Raw genomic sequence first — 20,320 nt, 5'->3', positions numbered from 1 at the left:
CCGTGTCGGCGAGCGGCATGCTGACTGACCCCCTCGAGGCTGTGGGCGACCGCGGACCGGTCGCGTCCCAGGAGGTACCCGTGGCTGAGGGGGTGAACCCTCCCCGTCACACGCGTCGGGGGAGGCGTCCAGCGGACGGCCTCCCCCGTGGCGGGTGCGCCCGACTCAGAGGTCGAGCGTGCCCACCCAGCGCTCGCCCTCGTCGCCGCCCCACGCGTCCCACGCGACGCGACCGGGCGACGGGAAGCCGTCGGAGCCGTTCGTGAAGCCCTCGGCGTCCTTGTCGACGTCGTGCCGCTTGAAGTAGGCGCGCATCTTCGTGGCCTGCTCGTCGGTGAGCTTCTCGCCGTTCGCGAGCTGGTGGGCCCGGTGCTCGCCGGTGTCGGTGAAGCCCTTGCCGGCCTTGCCGTCCTCGATCCAGCGGACGGCCCGCTGCGCGGTCTCCTGCACGCCCTTCGGCGGCTGGTGCCTTCCCTCGCTCATCGCTGGTCTCCCGTCAGCTCGCTGACCGTCGGGTCACGGGTTCTCGACGACGCCGTGGTCGCTCTTGTACGGCTCGCCGGTCAGCTTCGACTTCACCAGGCTGATCGCGGACGCGACCTTGCTGCCGGGCGTGTCCCAGTACTCCGCCTTGTCGACGCGCACCTTGATCAGCGTCGAGTTGTCGCCCTCCGGTCCCTCGGGCAGCCAGGCCTCGGCGAAGGTGTTCCACAGCTCCTTCAGCTTGGCCGTGTCGTCGACGACCTCCGCGTGGCCCGTGAGCGCCACCCAGGAGTCCGACGAGCTGAACGTCAGCTGCACGTCGGACCGCTTCGCGACGTCGCGCGTGTGCTCGGTGTCCTTCGCCGTGATGAACCACAGCTCGGCGGGGTCGAGGTCGGTGTCCTGGCGTGCCATCGGGATGCTGCGCAGGGTGCCGTCGTCGGTGACGGTCGTGAACATGGCGATCCGCAGGTCGGTCAGCAGGTCGTCGAGGGTCTTCTCGTCGGTCGTGTCACTCATGGTGGCTCCTCGTCTCGGGGTCGTCTCGACCGTAGGACGGGGTCGGCGGGTACGCCTCCCGAAATCGGGGGGTTCGACATCGCGTTCCGGGGTACCGGGCCCGGTCGACGTGCACGGCCGTCGATCGTCGCCGACGGTGGAGACATGACCGAGATCAGCCGCACGTTCACCGTCCAGCCCGCCCCCGCGACCGTCCTCGAGTACCTGAAGGACTTCTCGCACGCCGAGGAGTGGGACCCGGGCACGGAGTCGTGCCAGCGCATCGACGACGGCCCGGTCGCCGTCGGCAGCCGCTGGCACAACACGTCGAAGATCGCCGGCGTGAGCACCGAGCTGGAGTACGAGCTCACCGAGCTCGACGACACGCACGTGCAGTTCGTCGGCACCAACGACACCGCCCACTCCACCGACACGATCACCGTCCAGCCGCACGGGTCGGGCAGCGAGATCACCTACGTCGCCGACATCCAGCTGAAGGGCGCCGCCAAGCTCGCGACGCCCGTCGTCAAGCTGGTCTTCGAGAAGATCGGCAGCGACACCGAGGACGACATGGTCCAGGTGCTGAACCGGCTCTGAGGCGTGCGTCGCTGACACGGGACGTCGGGGCCGGGGCGGGGAACATCCCGCTGCCGCCCGACGTTCACCCCCAGGTCTGCGCCGTGCTCGACGATCGAGCCCACGCGCCGCCAGCACGCCCGGCACCGATCCCAGGGGACCGCATGAGCACCGCCACGACCGACCCGACCGCGACGACGGACACGCCGACGCTGCCGCGCGAGCACCTGCTCGTCATCGGCACGCTGCTGGTGGCGTCGTTCGTGGTCATCCTCAACGAGACGGTCATGAGCGTGGCTGTGCCGGTGCTGCAGGACGACCTTGGCGTGCCGCCGTCGACGGGCCAGTGGCTGACCACCGCGTTCATGCTCACGATGGCCGTCGTCATCCCGCTCACCGGCTACCTGATCCAGCGCGTGGCGACCCGCATGCTCTACGTCGCGGCGATGTCGCTGTTCACGGCGGGCACGGTGCTCGCGTTTGCGTCGCAGGGCTTCGCGATGCTGCTGGTCGCGCGGGTCGTGCAGGCCTCCGGCACTGCCGTGATGCTGCCGCTGCTCATGACGACGGTCATGACGATCGTGCCGGTCGCGCGTCGCGGCGCGATGATGGGCAACATCACGGTGGTCATCGCCGTCGCCCCCGCGCTCGGCCCGACGCTCTCGGGATTCGTGCTCGACCACTTCGGCTGGCGCTGGATCTTCGGCGTCGTCGCCCCGATCGCGCTCGCCGCGCTCGTGATCGGCGCGCGCTACGTGGTCAGCGTGTCCGCCACCGGCGACCAGCGCATCGACGCCGTGTCGGTGCCGCTCTCGGCGCTCGGCCTCGGCGGCCTCGTGTACGGCCTCGTCGGCATCGGCGAGCACGCGCAGGGGTCGTCGGGCACGCCCACCTGGCTGCCGTTCGTCGTCGGCGGCGTGGCCCTGGCCGCCTTCGTCGCCCGCCAGCTGCAGCTGCAGCGCGACGACCGGGCCCTGCTCGACCTGCGGGTGTTCACGTCGGGCCAGTTCCGCATCGCCACCGGCGCGATGCTCATCGCCATGGCGGCCATGTTCGGCTCCTTCCTCCTGCTCCCGCTCTTCGCGCAGCAGACGCTCGGCCTCAGCGCGCTCGAGACCGGGCTGATCACCCTGCCCGGTGGTGTGGTGATGGGCGTGACCGGACCGTTCGTCGGCCGGCTCTACGACCGGCTCGGTCCGCGCGTGCTCGTCGTGCCGGGGTCGCTGCTCGTGTCGGCCGGCCTGTGGCTGCTGGTCGACGTCGACGCGGACACGTCGGTCGCGTGGCTGGTGGGCGCCAACCTGGTGCTGATGCTGGGTCTGTCGGCCACGTTCACGCCGCTCATGACCACCGCGCTCGGGTCGGTCGAGCCGCGCCTGTACTCCTACGCGAGCGCCGTCGTCGGCAGCCTGCAGCAGGTGGCCGGCGCAGCCGGAGCCGCCCTCTTCATCACCATCATGACCGTCGTCTCGGCGCGCGGGGTCGACGACGGCCTCGCCGAGGGCGAGGCGTTCGTCGGTGGTGTGCAGCAGGCGTTCCTGGTGGGTGCGCTGCTGAGCCTCGTGCTCGTCGTCCTCGTCCCGTTCCTGCGCAAGGCCGACGCGCCCGAGGGTGCGCCCGCTCACTGAGGGCGCCCCCGTCGGCTGCCCCGCGGGCGGTAGGTGGCGCGCGCTTCCTCGTCGGCGGCGGTAGGCAGCACGCGGAAAGCAGCGTCGAGAGCGCTACCCACCTACCGCTGGCCCGGAGGTAGCGCGCGCCACCTACCGCTGACGGGTCGGGTTCCGCGCGCCACCTACCGCTCGGGGGCGGGTCAGCGCAGCCGCACCTCGCGGCGACCGTCGAGGTCGACCCCGACGATCGCGCGACCGTCGGCGTCGGCCGTGACGGTCGGCTCGAGGCCGCCGTCGACGGTGTAGGTGCGGCCGGGCACGAGACGCTCGACGCCGAGCGTGGTGCGCACGGACCCGCGGCCGGGCAGCAGTATTAGGTCGAGCGCGTGCCCGTCGGTCACCGCCTTCGCCACCAGGACCTCCGGGTACGCGCACTCCGCGAGCACCGGGCCCGTGTGCCATGCGTGGGGCACGCCGTGCGCCACGAGGTCGCGCAGCCCGTCCTGGCGCAGGAAGCGCCCGAGCGTCGCGTACAGGTTGGCCAGCCCTGACGCGTCCTTCATCCGGCGGACGCCGTCGCGGTCCTCGATCGGCTCCCGCTCGTCGAGGGTGCGCTGGGCGGCCGCGGCGTACTCCTCGTCGCCGATCTCGCGGGCCGCCATCATCGTGACCGCCTGGCCGAACGTGTCGCGCCCGAGGAGGTAGCTGCCCGGGTCCAACCCCTTCGTCAGGAACCGCGGCTGGTGCAGCAGGCCGTCACGGATCTCCAGGTCGCGCTTGAGTAGCCACCAGGTGCGCAGCGACAGGTCGGTGAGTGCTGGGTGCATCCAGAACGACGTCGTCGTCTGCACCGACGGGTTCGCCCAGAAGTTCCACGACAGGCCCAGGTACGACGCGCGCACGCCGAGCAGCTTGCCGTCGGGCCGGAAGAACTCGCGTTCGTACCCGTCGCGGAGGCGCTCCAGCGTCTCCGCGGAGTAGCTGGTGCCGCGGAGCCGGTCGTGGGCGAGGAGCGTGTTCGCCCCGAACGTGTTGCAGACCGTGTAGATCCAGTTCGGCTCGCAGGGGAACAGGGCGTAGTCGTTGGCGAGGGAGTTGCGGTGGATCGACGCCGCGACGCTGCCGAGGTCGTGGGCGTACTCGCGGCCGTCGGACCAGCGGAACGTGAGCGCACCAGGGCGGGCGTACCGGTCGTCGCCGGTGACCGTCTCGTAGGAGGTGACCATGAGGCCGAAGAAGCCGGTCAGCATGATGTTCTCGCTGTTCTCGACCGGCTCCGGGTCCCACCGCAGGTTGCCCCACAGGTTCTCCAGCGCCCAGTAGCCCCACGCCTTGCGCTCCAGCATCTTCTCGATCGCGTTGCGCTGGGCCTCGGCGAGATAGCCGTGGAAGGCGGGCGTGCGGGTGAGCTGGGCCATCGACAGCCCGTAGGAGAGCGCGTTGAGCTGGTAGCGCAGCGCGGCCTCGCGGTACTGGTCGAGGTGGGTGAAGCCCTCGAAGGTCTCGAGCGGCTGGAGTGCGAGGTCGAGGCCGAAGCGCAGTCGGGCGAGGTCCTCCGCCGAGCTCTCGACGACGGGCAGCCCGGCGTCGAGGTCGGGCGGAGGGGAGACCGTGAACCGCACCTGGGCGAGCTCGGCGTTGAGCCGCTCGCCGCGTCGCGCCTGCGCGCGGTGCCGCAGCACGTGACTGACCACCGACAGCGCGACGGCGGCGGGCGCGAGCAGGAGGGCGACGAGGGTGGCGGTGCCGTGCCCGGCGTCGGCCACCGCGGCCGACCACCCCGCGCACGCGAGCGTGACCGCGGGCGGGAGCACCGTCGCGCCGAGGAACCACCAGGCCACGAGCGACGTGACGACCAGCGCCACCACCACGAGCGCCAACACCGGGTGGCCGCCCGCGAGCATGCCGGCGCCCGGGAACGTCAGGGCGAGCGCCCCCGACGTGGCCGCGGCGCCGCCGTCCGCCAGCACCAGGCCCGCGGCCAGGGCCCAGAGCGCCGCGAGCACCAGCAGGCCGCGGCGCGCGCGTCGGGCCGACTCCGCGCCCATGAGGCTGCGGGGTCGAGGGATCTGGAGCACGACGCCGCGGGCGTGGCTGTCCGTGGGCTCGGGTCCGGCGTCGACGGTGGTCATGCGCGTGCTCCTTCGGGACGGATGGTGCGGTGGCGGCGTGTGCCGAGGGGCTGCCAGAGCAGGAGGCCCGCGTAGAGCGCGAGCAGCCCGGCGAGGTGCAGGGCCACGTCGGTGGCGAGGGTCGTGGCGTGGCCGTGGCCGAGCACGTGCACGTCGACGACGAGCACGGCGGTCCAGGTGAGGCCGGCGGCCACGAGGCAGCGGCCGCGGTGCTCACGCCGTGGTCGCTGACGGGGCCGGGCGCGGGCGGTGACGACCAGCAGCGCCGTGAGCGTCATGAGGAGCACGAGGTCGCGCGCGAGGGCGTCGACCAGAGGGTGGGCGGAGCCCTGCACGAGGCCGAGCCATCCGAGCCCGGCGGTCGCGACGGTGTAGGTCAGCACGACCAGGGCCGAGGTGGAGGCCGGTGCGAGGAGGTCCCGCCGTGGCACGGCGGGGCGGCTGCCGGGGCCGAGCCGGGGGCGCGCGTCGCCGCCACCGTCGCCGCCCTCGTCGACACGCTCGCGGCCGACCCGCCCCGCGCCCGCCTGTACGCCGAGTCGCCGCTGCGCCAGTCGCTGCACGACCGGCGTCGTGCAGCGCAGGGCGAGTTCGCCGACCTCGTGCTCGGTGCCGTCCTCCAGGCAGGGCCGGAACGACGTCTGGACGCGCTGTTCGTGGTCGCCGGCGCCACCGACGTGGTCACGCGGTGGCTGCTCGGCGAGCTCGACGTCGACCGCGACACCCTCGTCGAGGGGGTCACGGCCATCGGCGTCGGGCTGCTCTGAGAGGGTCGGGTGCGTGGCGGACCTCGGGATGGGCGCGCTCGTGGTGGTGCTGCTCGCGGTGCTCGTCGGCGCGTTCGTGCAGTCGGCCGTCGGCATCGGGCTCGGCCTCGTCGCCGCCCCCGTCGTCACGCTCGCCGCGCCGCAGCTGATGCCGGGCGGCATGTTGATGGTCGTGCTGTTGCTGCCGCTCGTCACCCTCGCTCGTGAGCGCGAGGACGTCGACTGGCGCGGGCTCGGCTGGGCGTTCCCCGCCCGCGTCGTCGGCACCGCGGTCGGCGTGTGGGTGGTCGCGAGCGTCGACGAGCGACAGCTGGGCGTGGCGGTCGGCGCGATGGTCCTGCTCGCGGTGCTGCTCACCGCGCGCACCGTCGTGGTGCCCGTGAACCCCGGCACGCTCGGCGTCGCCGGGTTCGTCAGCGGCATCACGGGCACCGCGTCGTCCATCGGCGGACCGCCGCTCGCGATCCTGCTGCAGCACCGGGCCCCGCGCCAGATCCGCACCACCCTGGCGGTCTACTTCCTGCTCGGGTCGGTGCTGAGCCTCGTCGGCCTGGGCATCGCGGGCGAGCTCGACGTCGCCGAGGTCCAGCTCGCCCTGCTCTGCATCCCTCCCCTCGTCCTCGGCTTCGCCGTCAGCGGACCCCTGCGGCGACGCCTGCCGCCCGGCCTCGTGCGGGTGCTGGTGCTCATCGTCAGCGGGTCGTCGGCGCTGCTGCTGCTCGTGCGCTCCCTCCTCGGCTGAGCGCGGTCGGCTGTGAGACGGTGGTCGCACGCGCGACCCGGGGGGGAGCATGGAGCACGATCGCACCGACTGGTCGGCCTTGTCGGCGACCGACCTGGTGAGGCGACTCGACGCCCTCCTGGAGACGTCGCTCGACGCCGACGCGTGGGTGGCGGTCGCCGCGATGCACAACGAGATGGCGTACCGGGTCCACCGGCACCGCCTGCTCGGCTGGGGCGCGGCCCCGGAGGCGTCGGCCGTCGTAGCCTTCGTCCAGGACCCCGGCCGGACGCGCGCCCTGCGGGAGAAGCTTGCTCTCCGGTGCTTCGCGGGCCATGACGACGAGCTCGAGCTGTCGCGGCTGTCCTACCTCTCCGACGTCGGCGTCCCGGCGACGCGGGAGGAGCAGGAGGCCGAGGAGGCGCTCGCGCACGCCGGCGAGCGGTTCGAGCACGACCTGCACGCGGTGCTCGACCGCCTGTCGGGCGGACGGACCCCGGGCACCCCGCGGCAGCGCCTGCTCGCCCTCGCCAGCAGCTCGGACCAGGATCGGCGCACACGGTTGAGCCGTGTCCCTGCCCACGTGGGAACGAAGCACGGCGGTCTGGTCGAGCGGCTCGATCGAGTGGTGGACCTGCGCTTCGCGCGCGCGTCGTCGATGGGTCATGCCCACCCGCTGGAGGCAGTCCTCGCGGCGGGAGGACTCCCGATCGGTGGGCTCGACGCCGCGTTGCTGGCCGTCGTCGACGCGGCGGTGGACGCCCGACCACGCTCGGGCGAGCAGGCAGGTCCGGCGACCGACACCGAGCTGGTGCCGCCCCGCCGAGAGCCGGGCGCGGACACGGAGCCGCGCTACCGTCTCGAGGAGATGCTGGAGGCCTTCGGTCGACGCGCTGGGGCCGAGCTGGGTGTCCACGTGACCTGGCAGGTCTCCGGAACGACCATCGTCGCGGAGGTGGAGCGCGCCGACGGTCGGACCGGGACGATCGTGGTGCGCCGTGGCGGACGGGGTCCCGCATTCACCACGGCGCTGCGGAACCGCACCGACTGGCCCGGCCTGCACCAAACCCCCGTGGCCTGCTGCACGCTCGACCTCCCGCCCGGCGACGTGAGCCTGGGGCAGGCCCGGGTGCTCTTCCACGAGCTGGGCCACGGGCTGCAGCACGTCCTCTGGCGACGCCGGATCTCCAACCTGGCCGGACTCGAGTACGTCAGCGTGGAGCGCCGCGAGCTGCTGAGCCAGGCCTGCGAGTTCTGGGTGCACCGGTCCGACGTGGTCGACCCGGGGAGGTCGGATCGGACACGGGGCGGGTCCCTGGACGCGGCGTGGACCGCGCACCAGGTCGGCGTCCTCGGGCGCGCGGTCCTCGGCTGGGTCGACCTGCAGATCCACACGCAGCGCGGTCTCGGCGTGGAAGCCGCCCTGGACCGGCTGCGCCGGCTGGTCGACCTGCCGCCGGACCTCGACGCCGTCGCGGTCGCCGCGTCGTTGTCGAGTCCGCGTCACCGGGCTCGTCCCGGCACGGCCTTCGTCTACCCGCTCGGCGCGGCACGGGCCGCTGAGCTCGCCCACGACGGTGGTCCGCTCCTGAACGAGGCGTCGGACCCCGAGCACCCGTGGCGACGGCCTCGACCAGACGTCGAGCTCCGCACCCGTCCGGCGCAGTGGGTCGGACGATCCTGATGGAGCACAGGAGCCTGGGGCGGAACGGGCCGTCGGTGTCCGTCCTCGGACTCGGGGTGGCGTCGTTCGGCGACGCCTGGGGCTCGGGCTGGACCACGGACCTGCGCGACGCGCGCGACCTCCTGCGCGCCGCCGTCGATCTCGGCATCACCTGGGTGGACACCGCGAGCGTCTACAACCGGGGGCGGAGCGAGGAGTGGCTGGGGGCGCTGATGGCCCGCGACGGTCTGCGTGACGACCTGCTCGTCGCGACGAAGTTCGGGTACCGGACGGCGCCGGACGACCCCCACGCGGGCGGCTCGGGCGTCGAGGCGATGCGTCGTTCGGTGACCCGGTCCCTGCGCCGGCTCCGCACCGACCACGTCGACGTGCTCTACCTCCACCTGTGGGACGGGGTCACCCCGCCGGAAGAGACCTGGGAAGCCGCGTCGGACCTGGTCGACGAGGGCCTCGTCGGGTCCTTCGCACTGAGCAACGTCCCGGCGTGGTACGCGGCGCTCGTCCACGGGAGGGCCACCGCGCTCGGTGGACACGCCCCGGTGTGCCTGCAGATGCACCACAACCTGTTGGTCAGGGAGTGGGAGGACGAGTTCGTCGACCTGCTCCGTCACACCGGGACGGGCCTGGTGTGCTGGGGGCCGCTTGCCAACGGGCTCCTGACGGACCGGTACGTCGTCGACGAGGACGGGATCCGCGGGGAGGGGCGGATGACGACCGGCACGTTCACCACCGGTTCGGTCGACCCCTTCAGTGAACGCACGGCGACGGTGCGCACCGAGCTGGGACGGGTGGCCCGGGAGGTCGGCCGTCCGGTCGCGGAGGTGGCGCTCGCGTGGCTGCTGGGCCGTCGGTACGTCTCCTCGGTCATGCTGGGCGTCACGTCGGTGGAGCAGCTGCAGCAGGCCTCGGCGGCGGTGGACCTGCGACTCGACGCCGCGCTGCGGGCACGTCTCGATGCCGCGAGCGCCGTGCCCGTGCACTACCCGCACACCTTCGTCCAGGACGACACGCTGAGGTTGGTGCACGGGGACCGGCTGCCCCCGGACCGCGCGGGGCGGCACGACGCGGACCCCGGCCCGCCCTGACCCCCCCCGGTGCCGTGGCGGGTTCAGGGACGCGTCCGCACGTCCCGCGCCGAAGCCCAGGTGCGCACGAGCGCTCGGTCGCCCTCGGCGTGGGCCCGTTCGGCCTGCGTCGACGCCCACAGGTACGTCCAGGCCGTTCCGGGTCGGACCGCCGACGGGCCCGTGGCCAGCGCCTCGTAGAGATCGGCGAGGACGATCTGCGACGCGATCGACGGGCGGTCGCGCACCAGCCGCGCCCAGACCTCGAGCAACGACCGGCCCGGGGTGCCGTCAGCCTGGAGGTCCAGCACGGCGACGACCGCGCGCTCCAGCGACGCGGCCCCGTGCTCGATCCGCTTGGCCTCCCAGGCGCGCTGCAGACCGGCCTGGTCGACGCCCTCCATCCGCGCGTCGGCGACGAACGCGGTCTCGAACCACAACGGCAGGAGCTCGGCGTGCTCCGGGGCGAAGCGTTCGAGCGCGGTGGTCAGCGGGAGAGCCCCGCCCGTCGTGGCGTGCGCGACGGCGTGTCCCAGCTCGTGGGCCAGGGACAAGGCGTCCTGGGGCGTCAGGACGCCTCGCACGCCCGAGGACCAGCTCGACTCCACGAGCGTCACCGGACCGCGCCGCACGCCAGGGGCGTCGATGCGGTTGCGCAGACCCAGCGTGTGGTTGGGACGGTCTCGACCTCGGCGCAGGACGATGCGGACGTCGCCGTCGCCCCGGTCGTCGAGGATCCTCACCCGCCAGTGCCCCCCGGAGTCGGGGCCGACCACCTCGGCGTCCAGACCCAGGTGCCGGGTCGCCAGCGCGCAGACAGCCTCCAGGGCGGCCCGGATCGGGACCCCGACGTCCGTCGACCCCGCGACGGGGTGGCGGCGCAGGTAGGCCGGGACGTCGGCGACGAGCAGGACCTCGTCGGTCGGGATCTCCAGCACCTCACCGAGCTCCTCCTGCAGGCGCTGAACCGTCGTCGAGGCGGAGTCGAGCACTTCGTCGAGGAGGTCCGCCGCATCGGGCGACGCCTCGGCGCGGCGAGCGTGCGCGGCGCTCGCCCAACGGTCGAAGGCCGCGGCGAACGTTTCCTCGTGGACCTCGCGGACCCGACGCCGGGCGAGGACGACACGCCGGCGCGTGCGCGCGGCGTCGGCGTGACGGAGCACGGAGTAGAGCCGAGCGGCGGACGAACCCGCGCGCGGGGCGCCGATGCGGTCGCACAGGTCGTGGTCGGCGCGTCGGACCGTGTCGAGGACGGCGTCGAGCGACGCCCGCGCCAAGGCGATCTCGGCGGGTTCCGGGTCCTGCTCGTCGGCACGGTGCTGCGCGTGCCACTGGCGGAGGAGGTCGACCTCGACGGCAGGCAGGCCGAGGTCGCTCGCGTGCTCGACGAGGGTGTCGAGGGTCCCGTCTTCGAGCCGCACGTCGGTGGTCGCCGACGACCCGAGCCAGTGCTCGGGCAGGCCCCGCTCGCGGAGCACGCGACGGCCGGCCTCGGCGTCCAGGGCACCCAGGACCAGGGCCAGCCGCTCCAGGTCGTCACTGCCGTGCGCACATCCGTCCACGTGCTGAACCCCCTTGACATGGTGCACACCTCCACCTTGACTGAAGAGGTCGGGGCTCGTCCACGGCACGATCGGGCGGTCCGCGACTTCATCGAAACCACACAGATCGGGGAGTGATTGACATGGCAGACACGACGTTCGACAAGAAGCCCGCCTTCTTCCGGGTGGCGACGTTCGAGATGTTCTTCGAGGCGGAGTCCGCCGACAGCAAGGCTGCTGCGGCGAACCTCGCGCAGGACGTCGACCTGGACGCCGAGCTCGACGCCATCCTGGGCTGACCGGGCAGCAGGCCGGGGTCGTGGTCGCTTCGAGCGGCCGCGGCCCCGGCTTCTTCCGCGTGGCTGCAAGGCCGCGGCGGGTGGAGCACGAGGACCGGGCAGTCGAGGGTTCGGGCAGACGAGGGTTCGGGGGAGCCATGGAGACAGCGACGTTCGCAGGTACGACGAGCAGTGACGGTGCAGGAGCGGCGTCGAGGACCGGGACCGTCGTCGGCGTCCCCACGTCGGCGGGTTCTCCGCACGAGGGCAGTGAGAACGGACCGTACTTCCTGCGGAGGGTGTCCCAGCACCTGACGTGGGGCTACGACGACGGCGTCCCCCTCGCGGTCGACACGCTGGAGGCCATGAGCGGATGGGTCGACGGTGGCGATCTCGAGCTGCCCGACGGTGCGGACGCCGAGAAAGTCGCCTCGGCCGTGCGCCGCGAGGTCGCGGACCTGGCGCGCCTCGGCGTGGTGGGGCTCGTCGGGGGCGACCACAGCATCACCGCCGGCGCCGTCGAGGCGCTCGTCGAGCACCATCCCGACCTCTGGGTCGTGCAGCTCGACCACCATCTCGACGTGCAGATCTGGGACCACGGACCGCTCGATCCCCTGTTCCACACCAACGTCATGTCGCACGTCGGTCGCTGGATCCGTCCCGGCCACCTCCTCCAGCTCGGTCTGGCGCCGTTCGTCGCCGCGCCCGGTGGCTCGCTGGACGACGTGAGAACGCTGCTGTCGGGAATGGGACGGCAGGTGTCCTCGGTGGCTGGCATGATCGACGACGACGTCGCCCTGGCCGAGCTGCTCGGCCGTGACCGGGCGGTCTACGTGACCGTCGACCTGGACGTCCTCCAGCCCGAGGCCATGTCCAGCACCGGATATCCCGCGACCACGGGACTCTCCCTCGGTCGGGTCGTCCAGCTCCTGCGGCTGCTCTCCCGCGCCAACACGATCGTGGGGTTCGACGTCGTCGAGTTCTCCGCGGACCGCGACGACCGCAGCCCCGTGGTCCTCGCCGACGCGGGTCGGGCCGCCGTCGTCCTTGCCGAGCTCATGCGTTGCTCGTCGCCCGCCCCAACGCGCGGGGAGGCCCGTCGATGACCGTCCAGGCGCGCCCCCTGCAGACCTCGACGAACGCCTTCTCGCGCACGATGGTCGAGCTCGACGTGACCGACGATGTCACGCACGACCTCTTCAGCCGCAGCGTCCGCCAGCACCTGCGCGACCTCCGTTCCTTCCGGTGGACCTTCCCCCTCACCCAGGTGTTCGAGCCGGAGGTGCTGGACGAGGCGGCCCTGCTCCGTGGGCTGGACCCGACGGCCGTCCGCCGTCTCGACGAGGGCTCGTCGACGGCGCAGGCCCTGGCCGAGGAGGCGGCCGCGGCCGCGGATGAGCCGGCGGAGGAGACCCTGTGCGTCGCGGCCGCGCTCGTGAGCGTGTCGCGGTTTGAGCTCGCCCGCGAGGTGCTCCGGACGGTCGACGCCACCGCGCACCCGCGCGCGGCGTTCGAGCGCGCGATGCTCGAGTTCGTCATCGCGAACCGCACCACGCTCTCGGCGGAGCGGATGACCGCTGCGTTCCGGCGCATGCAGGCCGCGGCACGGAGCGAGGAGGTCCCGCGCGACCGCCTTCTCGACGCCTGTGCGCAGGCCGTCGTCTGGTACCTGAAGTGCGAGGCGGTCCCTCGCGAGCTCTTCGAGTGGTTCTCCCGGGAGGGGCAGTCCTTGGTCACGCACCGGCGCGACGAGCTCGGCGCAGCCACCGTCTCGTCCTGGTACCGCGGGATCGCCATGGTCCCGGCCGGTCGGCGTGATGCCGACCTGACCCGGCGCGTGATGCGCCAGGCAGGTCGGGTGGCGGAGGAGGCCATCGCACAGGCGGGGTCGGGAGCCCTCGAACTCACCCTGCGCAAGACCTACCACGAGTCCTCCGTCAAGGAGTACCTCTACGTGTCCCGGGACCAGGAGCAGGCGCTGTACCACGCCGACCAGCTCGTGGACCTCGACCCGGCATGGTCGGTCAGCCACGGCGAGAAGGCCGAGGTCTGCCGTTCGTTCAGGCTCCTGGAGCAGGCCGCGGAGAACTTCGACGCGGCGGCGACCGTCGGCCCTCCCTACGTGCGCCACCATCTGTTGCAGGCTGCTCGTGCGTGGGACGAGCTCGGCGAGCCCCGCGCGGCGTTGGAGCGCTACGACGCGATCTGCGCGATCGGGATGCCGTTGCCAGGGCTGCTGCAGGAAGCTGCAGCCGTGCGTCAGCGCGTGCACGACGCGGCGGTGACGCCCGTGGCCGGGCGGACGGACACGTCAACCTTCGACCGCGGGGGCCGGTGAGACGGTGGAGCGTGCTGACGACCACACCCGGTTGACCACCCGCTCGTTCACCGGGTTCTCCCTCACGATGTTCGCGGTCGGCATGATCTCGGTGGGGTTCGGTGCCGTCGACATGGCCCTCGTCGCGCCGTTCGGTGTGGAGGTCCTCGCGGCCGTCGGCCTGGGGGAGGTCGTCGTCGTCACGGCGAGCGCGTTCCTCGCCGGACCGATCGACGTGCTGACCTCCCGCGTCGCGCAGTCCGAGGGCGGTGACAGGCTGGCCCACGAGCTCGGCTCGCTCCTCGTCGGGTTCGTGGCCGTGCTCGCGCTCCTGCAGGTCGTCGCCGTCGGGTTCGCCTGGTCCAGCGAGACGCTGCTCGTAGCCCTGGGGCAGGACCCGGCGGCGGCCGCGGGTGCCGCGACCTACGTGCAGGTCCGGCTGGGCGGGGTGGCGCTCACGGTCCTCTTCATGGTCACCATGGAGCTCCTGCGCATCCTCGGCATGAAATCCGCCTCGGTGGTCGTGCTGGTGGTCGGTCTGGCCGCCAACGCCGGGCTCGACCTGCTGCTGCTGCACGGACCGCCGGCGGACCACGTCGACCCGGTGGCGGGGGTGGCCGTGGCCACGGTGCTCGTCCACGCCGGGGCTGCCCTGGTCGGCGCCGCGCTGCTCGTGCGCCGACTCCGGGCGCGGGGATCGGTGGCGCGTCCCGGCGCGGCCGCAGTGCGCGACCACGCTCGGGCGACGCTGGTGACGGGCAGCGGCGTGGGCCTGCGGCACCTGAACGACTACGCGGCTGCCGCGGTGCCGTTCCTCCTCGTCGGTACCCTCGGGGTGCAGGTGACCGCCGCGGCTGCAGTCGCCACCAAGATCTGGACGCTCTACTGCCGGGTGCCGCAGGCCTGCACCTCGGCCAGCTTCGTCTTCTACGGGTACGCGCTGGGCCGTGAGCAGGTGTCGGCCGAGCTGCGCCGACGTCTTCTCGTGATGACGGCCGTGCCTACCCTGTCGTCCGCCCTGCTGGTGCTCGCGGCCACGCCCTGGTTGGTCGACCTCCTCGGTGGCGGGAGCGTCGACCGTGGCATGGCCGCGCTGCTGACCGCGGCCTTTCTGGTGGGCACGCTTCCGTACCTCTTCGAGAAGCTCGCCGGTGAGCTGCTCACGGTCGAGGGCGACGCGGGATACCTGGCGGTGACCTCGACCCTGACGACCTACCTCCTGACCCTGCCCCTGGCGGCGCTCTCCGTGCTCGCCCTCGGGTCGGCGTTCGGCGCCTTCGCCGCAGGAGCCGTCGGCTCAGCCGTGCTGGCGGTGCTCTTCTGGCGACGGCTCACCCACGTCACCGGTCGTCGACAGGTCGTGGAGGTAGCACGGTGACGTCGCGGAGCTCGCGGTTCGACCCTGCGCCGGCCTGTCTGCGGGCTGCCGGCGCGGACGTGGCGTGGGACCAGGAGCCGGTCGTGGCAGCCCACCGGACTGTGCGGGGCACCGACCTGCGGGACGGGTCGAGCGTCCCGGTGGCGGTGAGTGCCACCCCGGGCGTGGTCGACGGGGTCGGGGTGGTGGTGGCGTCGGACGACGGCTGGCTGCGATTCCTCGACCGCTCCCTGACCCGCACCTACTGGGAACGGCGGCTGAACCGCGGGTTCTACGCCCCGCTCTCCTTCCTCCAGGACGCGGAGGCGGTCCTGGTCGTGACGACTGCAGGGCTGGTCGGGTGCTTCGGCGTGCGTGGTGAGCTGCGCTGGGCGCGCGCGCTGGACCACGGGGTGCTCGCCCCGGTCACGACCATCGGCACGTCGCTCCTGGTGGCGACCTTCGACCACCGGTGCGTCCTGCTCGACCCCGAGTCCGGCGACGTGCGCGCCGAGGTCGACCTGCCGGCGCCCTGGGCCCGTCAGGTCGGCGGGCTCGCGGGACGCCGTGACGTCTACGCGGCGCCGGTGACGACACCCGCGGGGGCGGTGGTCTGCTGTGGTGAGCACGTCGTCGGCCTCGCCGACGACGGCGCTGCGGCCTGGACCGTCGACCTCGGCGTCGCGGTCAAGGCTTCCCCGGTCGTCGTCGACGACGAGCGCGTCGGGGTCGTCGGCGTCGACGGCGTCTGCCGCGAGATCGACCTCGTGACGGGGACGGTGCAGCGGTCGTTGCGGCTCGGTGCCAAGGTCACTGCGAGCCCGGTCGTCTCGGACGGCGTCGTCGTGGTCGGTCTCGCCGACGGGCGCAGCGTCGGCATCGACATCGCCTCGTGGCAGCGACGGTGGGAGGAAAAAGGTGGGGGTCCCTTCGACCATACGGGGTACACCCGACTCCCCGACGGCGGCGTCGTGTGCGTCAACCAGCGCGGGAACGCCGAGTGCCGCGACCCGGCGGACGGAGCGTTCCGGTGGGAGAGCAGCCAGGTCCTCGGGTTGCCGGACCACGAGACCGCGCTCCACACCACGCCGGTGGCGGGACCGTCCGGCGACCTGTACGCGACGTCCTACACGGGTGACGTATACCGCTTCATCTTCCGGGACAAGCGGTCTGCGACCCGTCCGAGAGGGGAGCTCGTCCCATGACGACCACGATCAGCTCGACCGACCCCCAGCAGCTCGCGCAGCTCTTGGCGGGCCGGCTGCATGCGGAGACGGTCCACGACCCCGAGTCGTTCGAGCGGCACGTGCTCGGCCGTTCGAACCTCGCCTACCTGATGCTCTACCTGGAGTCCAACGACGTGCCGGCAGCGCAGGTCGCCGCGGTGCGCGCAGCGCTCGACGGTACGAGGCAGGACCGCCTCCGGCTCGCCGCGGACCTCGAGGCGCTCCGCCTGCCCGACCCTCTCGAACGGGTCCGAGGTCGGTGGGTCGAGGAGCTGCACCGTGCGGGCGGTGACCCGACGCGCGCCGACGTCCAGGCAGCCCGGGAACGCTTCGACGGCGCGCTCGCCGCTCTCGACGCCTCGGTCGACGAGCTCGTACGGCGCCTCGGCGGCCCGGAGGGCCCGGTGGTCGGCACGGGCGACAGCGTCGTGTACGCCTGGCTCGCCCGGTTCGACGACCCGCAGCGGCGCGTGAAGCTTTCGGCCGCACGGGAGCGGGTTCGGTCGCAGCAGGTGCCGCAGGCGATCGACGCACTCGAGGAGCTCGTCGGGCTGAGGACGGTCGAGGCACGCGAGCGTGGGTTCGGGTCCGCCCTGGAGGCGTCGCTCTCCGCGAGCGACCTCGACGTGGACCGTGCCACCGACTACGTGCAGGCCCTGCTGCGCGAGGCCGTCATCGACAACGCGAGCCTGCGCTCGGAGCTCGAGGCCGGGCTCGGCGAGCGGTGGCTCGGCCGCGTCGGCGACCACCTGCCCGCTTACCTGCGTGCAGAGGACACCTCGACGACCGTGCTGCTCGACGCAGGACGCCTCGTCGAGCACGCTCTCGAGGAGCTGACCGAGCCGCTGCCGGTGGACGGCGTCGCCGTCGACCGCCAGACCGACACCATCCGGCTCCTGCGTGGACGTTCGGTGCTCGGGACCATCGCGCTCCAGGCATGGGTCGAGCACCGTCCGACCACGAACGTGACCCTCTCCCAGGCGGAGCTGGAGCGCCCGCTGGCCTTCGTCGCCGTCCCGCCCGCAGACGGTGACGGTCGGCGGACCCTGCCGCTCGGCGCGGCGCAACGTCTGATGCACGAGCTCGGTCATGCGCTCAACCACGTGCTGATCGAGGAGCGTGGCCCGAGCAGCACGGGTCTGGACTACCTGCCGCTCGAGCGGGTCGACCTGTTCAGCACCTGTCTCGAGCGCTGGGTGTACCGCCTCGACCTGCACGAGAGCGGCGTCGTGCGTCAGGGCACGCACACGGACCTCCAGCGCGCCCAGCGGCTCCGTCAGGTCCAGGCGCGCCAGGCGGCCGCCGAACGGGCGGTCGTCAGCGCGCTCGACCTCGCGATCCACGGATCGTCGAGCCCGGGGGTGGTGGCCGCGTACGACGTCCTCGTGGCCGAGCACGGGGTCGACAGCATCGTGAGCCTCGACGCGGTCCTGCCCTACTTCGGCTGGCCGAGCCTGCTGGCCCACCCGGGAGCCGACCTCGCCGTGCCGTACGCGGCTGCGCTCGCGGAGGTCACCATGGAGGGCCTCCTCGCCCGACGTCCGGGCGCAGGTGCGACGCTCGTCGAGCAGGCGCTGCGGCCCGCCGCGCGCTCGACGGACTCGGACCCGCGCCGCGCCGTCCGTCCGGGAGCGTGGATCCGATGACCCAGCCGCACTTTCCCTCCGGGTACGTCCGTGCCGTGCTGGGCGGACGTGATCCCGTCGCGGACTCGATCCTGAGGTCGTCCCTGGGCGAGCACGCCCAGCCGACGATCCAGGTGGACGACAACGCCGCGCGGCTCCTCGAGCTGCTGGTGCGGGTCGCCCGCCCCGAGCGGGTGCTCGAGATCGGGACGCTGTTCGGCTACTCGACCCTTCACCTCGCCCGCGGACTGGCCGGGACGGGCACGGTCACCAGCATCGAGGTCGACCCCGCGGCAGCCCGCCTCGCCCGCGACAACCTCGACGCCGCCGGTCTAGCAGACCGCGTGTCGATCCTCGTCGGTGACGCGGTGGAGGTGCTGGCGACCCTGCCGGAGGACCCGTTCGACTTCGTCTTCGTCGACGGACGCAAGTCCGAGTACCCCCGGTACCTCGCCGCGGTCCACCCTCGGCTCCGCGTCGGAGGTCTGCTCGTGGCCGACGACGCCTTCTCCGCGGGGGACTTCGCCCCCGACGGTGATGACGACACCGACGCCGCCCGGGGGATCTCGGGCTACGTCCGGGCCCTGGGCCGCTCCTCGTCGTACGCGTCCGCGTTCGCGGGGACGGAGACGGGTCTGCTCATCTCACGGAAGGAGTCGGCATGAGCACGGGTCTGGCCCTGGTCACCGGGTGCCACGGAGGGCTGGGGAGCCACGTGGTGTCCGTCCTCCTCCAGGAGGGCTGGGAGGTCGTCGGCGTGGGTCGGCGTCCGCAGGAGGAGGGCGGCCTGCCGACCGGTGCCACCTACCTGCAGGTCGACGCCCACCACGAGGAGGCAGTGCAGGACGTGGTGGCCCGGCTCGGACGTCGCCCGTCCCTGGTGGTGCACGCCGCATCGGAGTACCCCCGGGCTACGGAGACACTGCCGGCCGCGGTGATCGAGGCGGCCTTTCGCGTGAACTCGGTGTTCCCCTACCTGCTCGACCTGGCCGTCCTCGACATGCCGCGGGACGACCACCAAGGGGTCACGTTGGTCACCGTCGGCTCGGAGGCGATGTTCCACGCGGACGCCGTGTCGGGCGTCTACGCCGCGACCAAGGCCGCCGCGCGTGTCCTGACGACCGCCGTGGCCGACCGGTGCCGCGGTACGGGTGACCGGGCCTGCACTCTCGTGCTCGGACCGCTGCTGACCCCTGGTCGGGAGGACGAGATGAACCGGCTGGCCACACGGCTCGAGCGCGACGTGACCGAGCTGACCCGCCATGCCCTCGCTCGCAGCAACCCCTCGCTCGTGATCGACCAGTTCATCGACCTCGACGCCTGCGCCCGAGCGATCCTCGCCCTGCAGCAGCTGGGGACCGCCGCCAACGGAGCCGTGTGGCGGCTCGACGGCGGTTCAGCCGGTTCGCTGATCTGAACCCCGACCCCTGCCCGACCCGACCAAGGAGGACACCGTGACCGTCGCGGACACTGCCGCCAGCCCCTTTGACTCACCGGCCGAACGTGAGCGTTTCTGGAAGGAGCACTGGCGTCGTCGGCCCTACTTCGTGAAGGGAGGCGCGAGGACCGTCCTGCCGGACCGGTGGGACGACGACCGCTTCGCTGACCTCCTCGCCGCCGCGCGGCCGGTGGCGGGACGCGGTGGGCTCGCGATCCACGAGCGCGAGGACGATGTCTGCTTCGTCGAGACGGCATCCGTCGCCGACGACGGGCTCGCGCAGCGCGCCGCGGAGCTCGCAGCCGCGTTCGGTGCTCCTCGCGCCTGGTTCGACGTGATCCGCACGTACCGACGCAGCGGGATCGGGTCGCACTTCGACCACAGCGACAACATCGTGCTCCAGCAGCAGGGCGTCAAGCACTGGCGGCTCGCACCGCCGACGTCGATCGCGCGGGAGACGTATGCGGCTCGGATGATGGGCGTGCCCGGCGTGGGAGCCCAGGAGCTGCCCGACGACGGTGCGCTCGAGTTCACGCTCGAGCCCGGTGACCTGCTCTACATCCCGCTCATGTGGATCCACTCCGGGGTGTCCGAGGCCGGGTCGCTGAGCATCTCCCTCGTGTGCCCCGCGCAGACCCTCGCCTCCGTCGTGCTCGGCGCGACGTCGAGGCTCCTCCAGCAGTCGGGACTCGGGCACCAGGCGGTCGGGACCGTCCCCGCCTGGCTCGACCCCACCGAGGCCGCTGCGGAGGACGAGCGTCTGGCCCACGCCGCGGGTGTCTTGCTGAGGCACCTGGGCAGCGACGAGGTGGTCGAACGCGTCGTCGCCGGGTTGCGATCCTGACCGACGCGCGCGGCGGGAACTGGGCAGAACGCGCCAGACGAACCCCTCTCGTCTACACTGGGCGGAGCAGGAGCCGTACGGCCCGCACTCGTGGGTGGGTGCTCAGCCACCGACCCGCCGCCGAGATCACTGGCGGCCGAGTCGCCGTACGCCCTGTCG

Annotated in this window: 20 protein-coding genes; 15 read left to right on the top strand and 5 right to left on the bottom strand. The window is 72.7% G+C overall.

Translation table 11 applies throughout. From position 1 onward, the window contains the following. Positions 1–165 precede the first annotated feature (165 nt). Both AC3WRM_RS10865 and AC3WRM_RS10860 read right to left on the bottom strand, forming a co-directional pair. Positions 166–483: a hypothetical protein gene (locus tag AC3WRM_RS10865; protein WP_492249111.1), complete on the bottom strand. Its 318-nt coding sequence runs from the start codon at positions 481–483 to the stop codon at positions 166–168. A gap of 33 nt (positions 484–516) precedes the next feature. Beyond that, entirely contained in the window at positions 517–1,002 is a 486-nt protein-coding gene (locus AC3WRM_RS10860) for a pyridoxamine 5'-phosphate oxidase family protein (protein ID WP_492249112.1), read from the bottom strand. Positions 1,003–1,146: 144 nt separating this feature from the next. On the opposite strand from AC3WRM_RS10860, the gene AC3WRM_RS10855 reads away from it, so the two are divergent. Both AC3WRM_RS10855 and AC3WRM_RS10850 read left to right on the top strand, forming a co-directional pair. After that, on the top strand, positions 1,147–1,578 hold the full coding sequence (locus AC3WRM_RS10855; RefSeq protein WP_492249113.1) for an SRPBCC family protein: 432 nt from the start codon (positions 1,147–1,149) through the stop codon (positions 1,576–1,578). Between the two features lie 143 nt (positions 1,579–1,721). Then, positions 1,722–3,185, top strand: a complete 1,464-nt coding sequence (locus AC3WRM_RS10850; RefSeq protein WP_492249114.1) for an MDR family MFS transporter — start codon at positions 1,722–1,724, stop codon at positions 3,183–3,185. Positions 3,186–3,367: 182 nt separating this feature from the next. Here AC3WRM_RS10850 and AC3WRM_RS10845 read toward each other — a convergent pair whose 3' ends face one another. Then, positions 3,368–5,299 (bottom strand): linalool dehydratase/isomerase domain-containing protein, encoded by a 1,932-nt coding sequence (locus AC3WRM_RS10845; protein ID WP_492249115.1) that lies wholly within the window; start codon positions 5,297–5,299, stop codon positions 3,368–3,370. Further along, entirely contained in the window at positions 5,296–5,634 is a 339-nt protein-coding gene (locus AC3WRM_RS10840) for a hypothetical protein (RefSeq protein ID WP_492249116.1), read from the bottom strand. The genes AC3WRM_RS10845 and AC3WRM_RS10840 overlap by 4 nt, the downstream gene beginning before the upstream one ends. Here AC3WRM_RS10840 and AC3WRM_RS10835 point away from each other — a divergent pair. From AC3WRM_RS10835 to AC3WRM_RS10820, 4 genes are read left to right on the top strand one after another with little or no spacing between them, the layout of a single operon-like run. Further along, complete coding sequence (locus AC3WRM_RS10835; protein WP_492249117.1) at positions 5,617–6,066, top strand: hypothetical protein; 450 nt, start codon at positions 5,617–5,619, stop codon at positions 6,064–6,066. The two genes, AC3WRM_RS10840 and AC3WRM_RS10835, sit on opposite strands and share 18 nt — an antisense overlap. 13 nt (positions 6,067–6,079) lie before the next feature. Next, positions 6,080–6,808 (top strand): sulfite exporter TauE/SafE family protein, encoded by a 729-nt coding sequence (locus tag AC3WRM_RS10830; RefSeq protein ID WP_492249118.1) that lies wholly within the window; start codon positions 6,080–6,082, stop codon positions 6,806–6,808. A 49-nt stretch (positions 6,809–6,857) separates the two neighbouring features. Next, positions 6,858–8,471, top strand: a complete 1,614-nt coding sequence (locus tag AC3WRM_RS10825) for a M3 family metallopeptidase (protein ID WP_492249119.1) — start codon at positions 6,858–6,860, stop codon at positions 8,469–8,471. Next, entirely contained in the window at positions 8,471–9,556 is a 1,086-nt protein-coding gene (locus tag AC3WRM_RS10820; RefSeq protein WP_492249120.1) for an aldo/keto reductase, read from the top strand. Before AC3WRM_RS10825 ends, AC3WRM_RS10820 begins: the two co-directional genes overlap by 1 nt. Before the next feature lie 23 nt (positions 9,557–9,579). Here AC3WRM_RS10820 and AC3WRM_RS10815 read toward each other — a convergent pair whose 3' ends face one another. Further along, positions 9,580–11,097 (bottom strand): hypothetical protein, encoded by a 1,518-nt coding sequence (locus AC3WRM_RS10815; protein WP_492249121.1) that lies wholly within the window; start codon positions 11,095–11,097, stop codon positions 9,580–9,582. Between the two features lie 122 nt (positions 11,098–11,219). On the opposite strand from AC3WRM_RS10815, the gene AC3WRM_RS10810 reads away from it, so the two are divergent. The 9 genes from AC3WRM_RS10810 (at position 11,220) to AC3WRM_RS10770 (ending at position 20,161) form a co-directional block, all read left to right on the top strand. Beyond that, positions 11,220–11,375, top strand: coding sequence for a hypothetical protein (locus tag AC3WRM_RS10810; RefSeq protein ID WP_492249122.1), 156 nt, complete (start codon positions 11,220–11,222; stop codon positions 11,373–11,375). A 137-nt stretch (positions 11,376–11,512) separates the two neighbouring features. Continuing rightward, the gene (locus AC3WRM_RS10805) at positions 11,513–12,460 is read left to right on the top strand and encodes an arginase family protein (protein ID WP_492249123.1); all 948 of its coding nucleotides are present in this window, start codon (positions 11,513–11,515) and stop codon (positions 12,458–12,460) included. Further along, on the top strand, positions 12,457–13,692 hold the full coding sequence (locus AC3WRM_RS10800; RefSeq protein ID WP_492249124.1) for a hypothetical protein: 1,236 nt from the start codon (positions 12,457–12,459) through the stop codon (positions 13,690–13,692). Before AC3WRM_RS10805 ends, AC3WRM_RS10800 begins: the two co-directional genes overlap by 4 nt. A gap of 4 nt (positions 13,693–13,696) precedes the next feature. Then, complete coding sequence (locus AC3WRM_RS10795) at positions 13,697–15,049, top strand: MATE family efflux transporter (RefSeq protein ID WP_492249125.1); 1,353 nt, start codon at positions 13,697–13,699, stop codon at positions 15,047–15,049. Positions 15,050–15,132: 83 nt separating this feature from the next. Beyond that, complete coding sequence (locus AC3WRM_RS10790) at positions 15,133–16,233, top strand: outer membrane protein assembly factor BamB family protein (RefSeq protein ID WP_492249126.1); 1,101 nt, start codon at positions 15,133–15,135, stop codon at positions 16,231–16,233. Further along, complete coding sequence (locus AC3WRM_RS10785; RefSeq protein WP_492249127.1) at positions 16,230–17,900, top strand: gluzincin family metallopeptidase; 1,671 nt, start codon at positions 16,230–16,232, stop codon at positions 17,898–17,900. The genes AC3WRM_RS10790 and AC3WRM_RS10785 overlap by 4 nt, the downstream gene beginning before the upstream one ends. After that, complete coding sequence (locus AC3WRM_RS10780; RefSeq protein ID WP_492249128.1) at positions 17,897–18,544, top strand: O-methyltransferase; 648 nt, start codon at positions 17,897–17,899, stop codon at positions 18,542–18,544. The genes AC3WRM_RS10785 and AC3WRM_RS10780 overlap by 4 nt, the downstream gene beginning before the upstream one ends. Further along, positions 18,541–19,296: an SDR family NAD(P)-dependent oxidoreductase gene (locus AC3WRM_RS10775; RefSeq protein ID WP_492249129.1), complete on the top strand. Its 756-nt coding sequence runs from the start codon at positions 18,541–18,543 to the stop codon at positions 19,294–19,296. Before AC3WRM_RS10780 ends, AC3WRM_RS10775 begins: the two co-directional genes overlap by 4 nt. 37 nt (positions 19,297–19,333) lie before the next feature. Then, positions 19,334–20,161 (top strand): JmjC domain-containing protein, encoded by an 828-nt coding sequence (locus tag AC3WRM_RS10770; RefSeq protein WP_492249130.1) that lies wholly within the window; start codon positions 19,334–19,336, stop codon positions 20,159–20,161. Positions 20,162–20,320 lie beyond the last annotated feature (159 nt).

It is taken from the genome of Aeromicrobium sp. EU05-FHT14F07, assembly GCF_058790455.1.
This window is presented reverse-complemented; position numbering and strand designations above follow the sequence as displayed.

What these genes read in the sequence shown, in the direction of transcription:
- AC3WRM_RS10865 (WP_492249111.1), bottom strand. Translation starts at nt 483, where the DNA reads ATGAGCGAGGGAAGGCACCAGCCGCCGAAGGGCGTGCAGGAGACCGCG.
- AC3WRM_RS10855 (WP_492249113.1), top strand. Translation starts at nt 1,147, where the DNA reads ATGACCGAGATCAGCCGCACGTTCACCGTCCAGCCCGCCCCCGCGACC.
- AC3WRM_RS10820 (WP_492249120.1), top strand. Translation starts at nt 8,471, where the DNA reads ATGGAGCACAGGAGCCTGGGGCGGAACGGGCCGTCGGTGTCCGTCCTC.
- AC3WRM_RS10825 (WP_492249119.1), top strand. Translation starts at nt 6,858, where the DNA reads ATGGAGCACGATCGCACCGACTGGTCGGCCTTGTCGGCGACCGACCTG.
- AC3WRM_RS10845 (WP_492249115.1), bottom strand. Translation starts at nt 5,299, where the DNA reads ATGACCACCGTCGACGCCGGACCCGAGCCCACGGACAGCCACGCCCGC.
- AC3WRM_RS10850 (WP_492249114.1), top strand. Translation starts at nt 1,722, where the DNA reads ATGAGCACCGCCACGACCGACCCGACCGCGACGACGGACACGCCGACG.
- AC3WRM_RS10860 (WP_492249112.1), bottom strand. Translation starts at nt 1,002, where the DNA reads ATGAGTGACACGACCGACGAGAAGACCCTCGACGACCTGCTGACCGAC.
- AC3WRM_RS10780 (WP_492249128.1), top strand. Translation starts at nt 17,897, where the DNA reads ATGACCCAGCCGCACTTTCCCTCCGGGTACGTCCGTGCCGTGCTGGGC.
- AC3WRM_RS10785 (WP_492249127.1), top strand. Translation starts at nt 16,230, where the DNA reads ATGACGACCACGATCAGCTCGACCGACCCCCAGCAGCTCGCGCAGCTC.
- AC3WRM_RS10800 (WP_492249124.1), top strand. Translation starts at nt 12,457, where the DNA reads ATGACCGTCCAGGCGCGCCCCCTGCAGACCTCGACGAACGCCTTCTCG.
- AC3WRM_RS10775 (WP_492249129.1), top strand. Translation starts at nt 18,541, where the DNA reads ATGAGCACGGGTCTGGCCCTGGTCACCGGGTGCCACGGAGGGCTGGGG.
- AC3WRM_RS10810 (WP_492249122.1), top strand. Translation starts at nt 11,220, where the DNA reads ATGGCAGACACGACGTTCGACAAGAAGCCCGCCTTCTTCCGGGTGGCG.
- AC3WRM_RS10805 (WP_492249123.1), top strand. Translation starts at nt 11,513, where the DNA reads ATGGAGACAGCGACGTTCGCAGGTACGACGAGCAGTGACGGTGCAGGA.